This window comes from Bartonella sp. TT119HLJHH (assembly GCF_042193385.1).
GTDB lineage: Bacteria > Pseudomonadota > Alphaproteobacteria > Rhizobiales > Rhizobiaceae > Bartonella.
In genome coordinates this window covers 79,849-89,413 of record NZ_JBHILS010000005.1, presented here as the reverse complement: position 1 = coordinate 89,413, position 9,565 = coordinate 79,849, and the positions used below count along the sequence as shown (strand labels likewise).

Genomic DNA, 9,565 nt, shown 5'->3' with positions numbered 1-9,565 from the left:
GAAGGATGCACTCTTTTGAGGGCTAGAGTGCATCCTCTCATGGATTGGATACTGCCTTTATGAGGGTTTAAGGCGGTATTCGTTGAGGGGAAGGATGCACTCTTTTGAGGGCTAGAGTGCATCCTCTTATAGATTGGATACTGCCTTTATGAGGGTTTAAGGCGGTCTCCGTTGAGGGGAAGGATGCACTCGTTGAGGGCTAGAGTGCATCCTCTTATAGATTGGATACTGCCTCATGAGGGTTTTGAGGCGGTATTCGTTGAGGGGAAGGATGCACTCTTTTGATGGCCAGAGTGCATCCTCTCCATGGATTGAATGCACTCTTTGGAGGCTAAAGCGCATCCATAGGGAAAGGCATATTCCATAAGAAACAGAGATAACTAAAGATTTGTTTTTAGATTTTTATTGATAGGTTGCTGTATTTGCGAGGGCTATTCATTCTTTATTCTCAATATTTAAGATGATTATGTGATAAGGGTTATTCGTCAATACAATCGTAAAAGACACTGAGCATTTTTATAAAAATTGAGATATTTTTGTGTCTTTTTATTGTTTTTTTTGTGTTTGCACAAGATATGCACGGCTTTTCAACAGTTTGTTTTTTTTTAGCTTTGCTAATGGCGTTGGCTAAACACTTCAATTGTTTTAACTGCTTCAATACCGCCTTAAAAAAACAGTGCTTTATAATATGACAAAATAAGCTGTATAACTTTTGATTCTTACGCGATGCTAGAAAAAGGGGAATGTTAGGAGAGATGTTGTCTATATTCTTAGTTTATCTCTTAAGGTAGGAAGATTAACATATTTTCCGAATCTATTTTTATTTGGCCGAATCTATTTTTATTCGGTTTGACGGTTAAAGAGCAATAGCTGAATGGAATCACACTTGTCTCATGTTTTTATTCTCACGCTTTAGATTTTTCTCATGGGGATTTTATTTTCTCATGGGGGGATTTTGTTTTCTCATGGGGGGATTTTGTTTTCTCATGGGGGGGATTTTATTTTCTCATGGGGTTTTACGCGACTCACGTAAAATAGAATGTTCTAAATAGAATATATTTGTGTTGCACATTTACGTACTTGTTTAAAAACATTATGTTATCTTATCATCACAATTATATTGATGAATGGGGATATTGATGAATGGGGATATTGATGAATGGGGATATTGATGAATGGGGATATTGATGAATGGGATAATGGAGAAATCTCTTGTGAAGTGGATAAGCCCTTCTTTCAAAATCTCATAAGGAGAAAGCCTGCACTATCATACTATTCGCGCCTCATGTGATGACAGCCTTTGGCTCTTGAGCGTGTTCATAAGAGGTATTTTGATTCTTTATCTTGCTAGTGTTTTATTTCATATGTCTCTCATGTTTGTAATGTGGAAACGACAAGGTGTTGATTGATGCAACATGAAATAAATTTAAAATGAGAGAATCCCTATGATATCTGGGTCTCTTAATTTTATATGGATAACGAGTTTTAATATGGATAACGGGATATGGTGATTATAAATCAATGTATTATCGTGATACATCAACCTGTTGGGGGGCGATAAAGAAAGTTATCTTATAGTTAAGTCATTGTGTTATGTCGTAAAACACTGTCATGTGAGGTTTGGTGATATGAAGCAAGCTTCCTTGGATAAACTTGTTTGGATATGTTTTAGTGTTTTTTTAAGGGCGTGGTGAATCTTTAAGACAGAGCAAGCCTCTGTTGCGCCTTGAGTTTAGCGGAAAACCCTGAATGGAAGCCAAGAGTGAATGGAAAACCACGAGTGAAGTGTATCCAAGCTGTTTGTAGATCAGATTGGGGTAAGAATCTTTGTTCTTTGAGAATGAAACGCAAGTCAATTTGATAAAAGAATGATTTATTTTGCGGGTAGACCTTATGGAGAAATATAATAAAGCTCATAAGGAAGTGATTTAAGACAATACAGTTATAAAAAAGTACAGTCATAAAAAAAGTCCCCTGTTGCAATCAGAGGACTAAAAAGCAGGAGAATTTTAACATTGACTCGCAGAACGTGTCAAAAAAGAATAAATTTAAAAGGCCGTACTAAATACAAAAAAACATACTTACAGAACCTAACGCGTTATAATTAGCAGAGAATTGAAAAGATAGCAATATAAAAATACTTTTACAAAAAAGAAAATTTTGTCATTTTGCATTAAAACTTGATGAATACTTTTTTCAATGGAATATTTATTTTGAGACTCGATATTAATTAAACTATATTTAAAGATGTTATGATGCATGCAAGCATCTTGAACAAAACTTATTCTTCAGTCAAAAACGAATTAAGAGCACCTCATGATTATAGGACTGGTGTGGGGGAAGGATTTTTGTTTTGTGAGGTTGCGGTTTTGTGAGGCTGGGGTTTTGTGAGGCTGGGGTTTTGTGAGGCTACATTCTTTGGAGGGGGAGGGGCGGAGAGTTGCTCAATGCTTGAGCCCGTGTGGGGGAGGTTTCTTTAGAGAGGGTGACCAACATAGAAGGCCGCTTAAAATGGCGAGGAGGGGGGATTATTCAAAATGTTTATGGTTTGCATATCCCCAATGAAATGCGAGCAAGTCTAAACAATCTCGTAAATGATCGGCAAGGGAGTTTTGTTTGCGTTTTGAAGGACTTAATTCTTTTATCGCTTGTCCATGGCCGATAACGCGTTCAAGCAGTGAATAGCCAAGAATACCCAGTTGAACTTTGATTGTTCTTAAATGATTGGATGCTTCTATTTGACGTTCAATAGGGTGTATGTACCCTTGGCTACAGGAAACCTTTTCACGGGTGTAGTCAAGGCTCATGTGGAGATCGGCTTGGCTTTGACGCCAGTAAAAATAAAAACGTTCTGCCGCTTTATATTGGGCTTTGCTGAGATGTCCTTTCGCATATAAAAGTGCAATGGGATGGCTTTGTGCATTGGCAATGGCTTTAATCGTGAGCGGGTTGCTGGAACTTTCTGGATGATTGGGTTTAAAATAAGGATTACGCGTTTCAACAGGGATTTCTTGCGTCTTTAAATGACCAATGTGCTTTTCTTGATTTTGATGATTAAGCGGGCAGGTTTGCATATTTTTTTTCTGCTTATGGGGCATAGCATCTCCTTAAAAATTTTAATTTTGCTTCTCGTTTTTAAAAAATGTTGCTTGCTCTAGGCAAAAGAGGGGGATGAGAGGAAGACATGTGTTGGAGTGTACCGTGTGGGTATGCGCTCTTGGGGGTGACTTGGACTGTTGTGCTTGTGTGTGGGAGCCCCATGGATTTGGCTCTTGAAAAGAGGGGTGTTTTGTCGCATGGTGGATTTTCCTTGAATGACTTGATGAGGGAGGTGAGTGATGGCGCGCGGGCTTTTGTCTCTGAAAGGATTGGTGTTTAGCTGCATTGTGGCCTATGTCTCTGTGGCTGTGTATGTGGAAATGAAGGCGTTGGGGATGACGTGGGGCGTATTTTTACGGGCTGTGGCGTTTTATGGCATTCCCGGTATTTTCCTTATGTTGGGTTATGAAGTAATGCAGCGGCGGGGTGTAACGAAGGGTTTGTTCCTCAAGATGGTGTTGTTGAGCTTCATTTTGGCTGCTGTCTCTGATTTTATTTATAAGCAAGCTGAGCATTTGGGTTTGGCTCAGGTGTGGTTTTCAAACAAGTGGGTGTTTTATGTCCTTTTGGGCTTTGTCCTTGCTCTTATTTATAGAGGGGCAAGGCGTCTTGGGTTTAGGCTTTCATTCTTTGAAAAGGATTGATCTTTTGCTGCATTTTTGGCATGGTCTCTGATTTTTATTGATGAAGGAGCGGGGCGTATGGTGGTTGCGCGGGACATGTTTTTAAAGGGGCTGGCGTTTTGCTGCGTTGTTGGCATGGTCCTTGGTTTTGCTTATGAAGATGCGGGGCGACCGGCTATTACGTGGGAGGTGTTTTGGCAGGGGGTGGAGCTTTCTTGTATTGCTGGAGCTGTCCTTTGTTTTATTGTTGTGGGAGCAAACAGTAGAACTGTATCGTGGGGCGTGTTTTTGAAGGGGGTGGTGTTTTGCGCCATTGCTGTAGTGGTTCTTGGCTTTGCTTATAAGGGAGCGAAGCGTTTTGATATATCATGGGAATTTTTAGTGATAGGAGCGGTGTTTGTTGCATTGCTGGCGCTGTCCTTGGTTTTGCTTATGAGGGTGCGGGGTAAGGGGATAGCGCGTGGGGTGTTTTTTTTTGAGGTTTCTGCTGCTTGGCGGCGTTGTTGGAGCTGTTGTTGGGTTGGCGCATGTGGGCGCTAAGCATATGGGGGGTCGCTGGTTTGTGATCTCGAACAATGGGGTGTTTGCGGGCACTATTGGACTTGTTCCTTTTTTTGCTCTGGAGGGGGTACGGTGTATGCGTGTACTGTTGGGGTGCTTAAAAAAATGAACATTTTTCTTTCCCACGGGCGTGGTCTTTGATGTTCTTTCTGTGAGGGGTATTTGATGTCGAACGATTTGATGTTTTGGCAGTGGTTGGGGTTTTTCTGCTTTGTTGCTCTTGTCTTTGTTTCTATTTATGCGGCAATGAGATCTTTCGGGGTTACAAGGAAGGCTTTTTTAAAAAATTTGGCGTTGAGCTTCATTATTATCGCTGTCTCTAAGTTTGTTTATGCGCAAGCTGAGCATCTTGGTTTGGCTTGGTTGTGGTTTTCAAAAAAGTGGGTCTTTGACATTCTTTTTGGCGTTGTCTTTGGTCTTATCCTTGGGCTTATTTTTCTAGGGGCAAAACGTCTTGGGTTTAGGCTTTCATTCTTTGCAAAGGATTGATCTTTTGCTGCATTTTTGGCATGGTCTCTGATTTTTGCTTAATAAAGGAGCGGGGCGTATGGTGGTTGCGCGGGACATGTTTTTGAAGTTAGCGGTGTTTTCCTGCGTTGTTGGCATGGTCCTTGGTTTTGCTTATGAAGATGCGGGGAGACCGGCTATTACGTGGGAGGTGTTTTGGCAGGGGGTGGAGCTTTCTTGCATTGCTGGAGCTGTCCTTTGTTTTATTGTTGTGGGAGCAAACAGTAGAACTGTATCGTGGGGCGTGTTTTTGAAGGGGGTGGTGTTTTGCGCCATTGCTGTAGTGGTTCTTGGCTTTGCTTATAAGGGAGCGAAGCGTTTTGATATATCATGGGAATTTTTAGTGATAGGAGCGGTGTTTGTTGCATTGCTGGCGCTGTCCTTGGTTTTGCTTATGAGGGTGCGGGGTAAATGGATATCGCGTGGGGTGTGGTGCTTCAAGTGGGTGGTGTTTTCTTGCATTATTGGCACTGTCGTTGGGTTGGCACATGTGGGAGTAAAGCATATGGGCTGGAGCACGCTTTGGTTCTTGAACGATGGGGGGTTCTTGAACGATGGGGTGTTTGTGAGCAGTGTTGGATTCGTTCCTTTGTTTGTTTTGGAGGGGGTACGGTGTGTGCGTGTACTGTTGGGGTGGTGCTTAAAAAGAATGAGCATTTTTCTTTCCCACGGGCGTGATCTTTGATGTTCTTTCTGTGAGGGGTATTTGATGTCGAACGATGTGATGTTTTGGCTGTTGCCTTGGTTTTTCTGCTTTTTTGCTCTAGCCTTGGTTTTTATTTATGTGGGAGCAAAGCGTCGCTCTGTTACAGAGTGGGTGTTTTGGAGATGGGTGGTGCTTTATGGCGTTGTTGCCACCTACCTTGGTTTTGTTTATGTGGGCGTGGGCAGGCGCGCTGTTGATGGGGAGCTGCTCTTAAAGGGGGCGGTGTTTTCTTGCATTTTTGCAACTGTCCTTGGTTTGGTGCATCTGGGCGTCAAGAGTATGCCTGTTGCTTGGCAAGTGTTCTTAAAGGCGGTCATGTTTTGTTGCATGATGGGCTTTATCCTGTGGTTTGCTGCTGTGGGCGTCAGAGATATGGATAGCATAAGGGCGGTATTCTTAAAGGTTTTGCTCTTGTCTTTATTGTTGAAAGTGCTCTTGGGGTTCTTTATACGCGAGCAAAGTGATACGGTGCTACAGAGGTCGTTGCGTGCTTTGAATTTTGTGCTGTTTTCCTGCATTTTTGGTACTCTCCTTTTTTTTACTCGTCTGGGAGCAGAGAATCTAGGGTTGAGCTGGCTTTGGTTCTCGGATGAGAGGGTGTTGCCCTTTATTGTTGGATTTTTTTCTCCTTTGATTTATCAGGGTGTAAGGCGTGCGCGTGTTCTATGGGCTTGGTTCTTAAAGTAGGGTGTGTTTTTTGTCTTATGGGTGTGATCTTTAATGGGCTTGCTGTGAGGGGTATGTGATGTCGAACGATTTGTTTTTTTTGCTGTTGTCGGTGGTTTCCTACCTTTTTATTGTTGTCGTTATTGGTACTTATAAGGTTTCCAAGCGCTTCGATATTCCGTGGTGGCGAGCGGCGTTTTATTGTATTTGTGGTGTTTCCCTCTTTTTGAAGGAAGTGCTGTTTTATTGCATTTTAGGAGTCGTCCTTTTTTTAGCTCTTTGGGGGATGGAGAATATGGACATACCATGGGGTCTCCTGTCCTTGATAGGGATCGTGTTTGCTGCACTGTTGGAGTGGTTCTTGATTTTGCATATGAGGGGGCGGCGAGATGGGGTGGTGACGCGTTGTTTGTGGTTATTGAAGGGGGTGGTGTTTTGCGCCGTTGTTGGAGCGACCTTTTTTTGTTTGCGTTTGGGAGCAGAGAATCTAGGGTTGAGCAGGCTTTGGTTCGCGAAGGATTGGGTGTTTTTCATCATTTGTGGATTGATCCTTCCTGTTGTTTCTGTGGGAGCAAGACGTGCGCGTTTGAAAGCGGAGGCGTTTTTAAAGAGAGTGGGGTTTATGGGGCATTACAGATAACGTCGAGGGAATGATTGTTCAAAAGAACAGCGATAGCGATAAGTTTGGGGATCAAACCAAAGCCCTATTTTGCCTTCAAAATCACCAGAACGTTGTTTGGCAATATTCATAATGACACCTGGGCGTTTGGCTAAATCTGCTTTTTCTTGTGCGAGAGAGGCGGCAAAGATTTTATCTTCCAACGGTCTATTGCGCCAAATGGTGATGATGTTAAAGGCATTGGCGCCAATCTCTGAGGCGCCTTTAATGTCTTCTGTGCTGGGGATATCTTTATCCAGACCGCTTTTACGGGCATGGGCGACAAGGTGAATGTGCACACTGTTTAAAACAGCCCAATCAACCATTTTATAAACGGCTTGTTCTTGTTTTGCATAATCATCAGAGGCAATGCCAAGCCGCATCAAACTGTCGATGATAAATTGATCGCAGCCATAGCGCGCACGGCAATAGTCAAAGACTTCAAGCAAGGTGTCAACGCTCGATTTGCCAACATGTTCATAAAGAATAAGCCCTTCGTCTAAAAAATGAAGAATCCGTTCAATTGTTTCTTTTGTGGGCTGTTCTAAGCCGCCCGTTTGTTTGGTTAAACGGCGGAGCGATTGTTCTCCTTTCATTTCTAGAGACGCTAAGCAAAGCCGACTGTTTTGTGCAATCCAATGGGGAATACAGTCTGATAACAATTGGCTTTTACCTGCACCACTCGCACCACTCCAGAGCGTTAATTCTGCTGGGCGGAAATGCAATTTGTCCTTCAGTTTAGGATAGGGAACCGTATAACCAAGATGTTTTTCAGGCTCTGGCCAAAAAAGCCCAATCACTTGATCTTTATAGTCTGAGGCGCGCCGTAAACCTTCTGGGGCAAAGCTTTGTGCTGAGGAAAAGGCGGCTTTTATGGTGGCTTTATCAATCCCTGCGGTTAAACAATCATTGGCATCTTTAAGGGGTAAACGGACACGGTAGCAACGGTGGCGTCCAAGCCTGCTGGCAATCTCACGGGCTGCTTCTTCTCCGGGCGGATCCATATCGGTGGCTAAAAAAATCGTTTCAAAAGCTTCTAAATGATCAAATTCATTTTCAATCCAATTGTGCTTTCCTCCACTGCCTCCTCCAAAGGGAACAGAAACCGCCGGATATCCATAGGCGGCTAAGGATAGCGCATCAATTTCTCCTTCAGTGATGACAATGGTACGGTTTGTTGAAGAAAAAATGGGGAATGGCGCCTGTTGGAGTGCCTGCTGGGATGTGTGCGGGGCGGCGTGGTTGGAGGTGTGGTTGGTTGAGGGCGCCTGTGTGGAGGGGTGGTTGGTTGAGGGTGTCTGTTGGGGTGCCTGCTGGGGCGTGTGCGTGGCGGCGTGGTTGGTTGAGGGTGCCTGTTGCGGTGCCTGTTGGGGCGTGTGGGTGGCGGCGTGGTTGGTTGAGGGCGCCTGTTGGGGTACCTGCTGGGATGCCTGTGTGGAGGTGAGGTTAGTTGAGGGTACCTGCTGGGATGTGTGCGTGGCGGTGTGGTTGGTTGAGGGTGTCTGTTGAGGTGCCTGTTGGGGCGTGTGGGTGGCGGCGTGGTTGGTTGAGGGCGCCTGTTGCGGTGCCTGTGTGGAGGTGGGGTTGGTTGAGGGTGTCTGTTGGGGTGTGTGCGTGGCGGCGTGGTTGGTTGAGGGTGCGTGCTGGGATGCCTGTTGGAGTGCGTGCTGGGGTGCCTGCTGGGATGTGTGCGTGGCGGTGTGGTTTGTGGAGCAAAGGGCTTGCCAACCAAATAAAATCGGTTCACAGTGTGCTGCTGTTGGTTTTGTTTTTGCTCCCGCTTGCGCAAGCCGTTCTTTAACTAAAGCAAGGGTGCCATCGGGTTTATAAAAGGGAAAAATGATTTTTTCGCCATCTTCTCCTATGCGGTAACGCTGTATAATCTCTAAAGGTATGTGGCGCTCTTTGTGGAGATAGGCTTTTACAAGATTCTGCGGGCTCTGCTCTGTAGGGACCGGTGGACGGCGATAGGAACGATGGGGCGCCATAAAGGGTTTGGCGCGTGTCAGATTGAGAGTCGCGCGTGCTTCTTCTAAGGCTTGAGAGAGGCTAATGCCTTTGACTTCACACCAAAGGTCTAAAAGATCTCCTCCAGTGCCTTCTGCAAAATCATACCAAAGTCCTGCTTTACTACCACTCAAGCAAATCGATAAACTTTGACCTGTCTCGCCACGTGTGTTGCCTACAATCCAATTGTTGCCTCGTTTGTGCCCTTGGGGAAGAAGCATTTCTGCTATTCTATCTGCTTGTGAAATAAGTTTTTGTTTGATTTCAAAAATTGTGCTCATGGTCATTCGTCTGGTGAATATATTGTTGTTTTTTCAGATGTGGGAGGTGAGGATTCTGTTTTTGCTGTTCTCACCATTCGATCTGATCGTAAAGTCCCGTGGTGCTGGGGCTTGCTAGTCTACTTTGTGTGCTTCTTTGCTGCTCTTTTCTTGCCAATAGTCGCGAAACTTCTTGGCTTGCCAATGGGCTTTGCTCTCACTCAAACCTTCTGAAACTGCTGCCTTGATGTCTGCTTGCCAAGAGCATGGAAAGTGGCGCCTTGAGGAAAGGAGGAAGGCAGGAAAGGAGGAGGGGAAGAAAGGAAGAAGGCGGGAAAAGGAGGGGAGTGGATATGTCTGAGGTTTGTGCATGATGGAAGTCCTGTTGGAGTGTGTGTTGGAGGGGTGTGCTGGGTGCCTATGGGGATGTGTGGTGGGGCATGTGTTGGGATGCCTGTGTGGAGGGGGTGGGTTTGTT

9 protein-coding genes and 1 pseudogene are annotated in these 9,565 nt (G+C 44.6%); 7 read left to right on the top strand and 3 right to left on the bottom strand.

Going from position 1 to position 9,565, the window contains the following annotated elements; all coding sequences use genetic code 11:
- Positions 1-2,528: 2,528 nt before the first annotated feature.
- Entirely contained in the window at positions 2,529-3,098 is a 570-nt protein-coding gene (locus ACFIJL_RS04225) for a hypothetical protein (protein ID WP_375622818.1), read from the bottom strand.
- 86 nt (positions 3,099-3,184) lie between these two features.
- Here ACFIJL_RS04225 and ACFIJL_RS04220 point away from each other — a divergent pair, with 86 nt between their 5' ends.
- The 7 genes from ACFIJL_RS04220 to ACFIJL_RS04190 all read left to right on the top strand — a co-directional run bounded on the left by ACFIJL_RS04220 (position 3,185) and on the right by ACFIJL_RS04190 (position 6,802).
- On the top strand, positions 3,185-3,379 hold the full coding sequence (locus tag ACFIJL_RS04220; protein ID WP_375622816.1) for a hypothetical protein: 195 nt from the start codon (positions 3,185-3,187) through the stop codon (positions 3,377-3,379).
- Positions 3,339-3,743 carry a hypothetical protein gene (locus ACFIJL_RS04215; RefSeq protein WP_375622814.1) on the top strand — a complete coding sequence of 135 codons (405 nt, stop codon included), beginning with the start codon at positions 3,339-3,341 and terminating at the stop codon, positions 3,741-3,743. The genes ACFIJL_RS04220 and ACFIJL_RS04215 overlap by 41 nt, the downstream gene beginning before the upstream one ends.
- Positions 3,744-3,758: 15 nt before the next feature.
- The gene (locus ACFIJL_RS04210; protein WP_375622812.1) at positions 3,759-4,262 is read left to right on the top strand and encodes a hypothetical protein; all 504 of its coding nucleotides are present in this window, start codon (positions 3,759-3,761) and stop codon (positions 4,260-4,262) included.
- A gap of 186 nt (positions 4,263-4,448) precedes the next feature.
- A complete protein-coding gene (locus tag ACFIJL_RS04205) occupies positions 4,449-4,772 on the top strand; it encodes a hypothetical protein (protein WP_375622810.1) in 324 nt (107 codons plus the stop codon).
- A 34-nt stretch (positions 4,773-4,806) separates the two neighbouring features.
- On the top strand, positions 4,807-5,475 hold the full coding sequence (locus ACFIJL_RS04200; RefSeq protein WP_375622808.1) for a hypothetical protein: 669 nt from the start codon (positions 4,807-4,809) through the stop codon (positions 5,473-5,475).
- Positions 5,476-5,499: 24 nt separating this feature from the next.
- Positions 5,500-6,183, top strand: coding sequence for a hypothetical protein (locus tag ACFIJL_RS04195; RefSeq protein ID WP_375622806.1), 684 nt, complete (start codon positions 5,500-5,502; stop codon positions 6,181-6,183).
- Between the two features lie 58 nt (positions 6,184-6,241).
- The gene (locus tag ACFIJL_RS04190; protein ID WP_375622804.1) at positions 6,242-6,802 is read left to right on the top strand and encodes a hypothetical protein; all 561 of its coding nucleotides are present in this window, start codon (positions 6,242-6,244) and stop codon (positions 6,800-6,802) included.
- On the opposite strand, the pseudogene ACFIJL_RS04185 reads toward ACFIJL_RS04190, so the two are convergent.
- Together ACFIJL_RS04185 and ACFIJL_RS04180 are read right to left on the bottom strand one after the other, a co-directional pair.
- Positions 6,796-9,108: pseudogene (locus tag ACFIJL_RS04185) on the bottom strand (toprim domain-containing protein); the annotation flags it as partial. The gene ACFIJL_RS04190 and the pseudogene ACFIJL_RS04185 sit on opposite strands and share 7 nt — an antisense overlap.
- A gap of 114 nt (positions 9,109-9,222) precedes the next feature.
- Positions 9,223-9,459: a hypothetical protein gene (locus ACFIJL_RS04180; RefSeq protein ID WP_375622917.1), complete on the bottom strand. Its 237-nt coding sequence runs from the start codon at positions 9,457-9,459 to the stop codon at positions 9,223-9,225.
- Between the last annotated feature and the right edge of the window lie 106 nt (positions 9,460-9,565).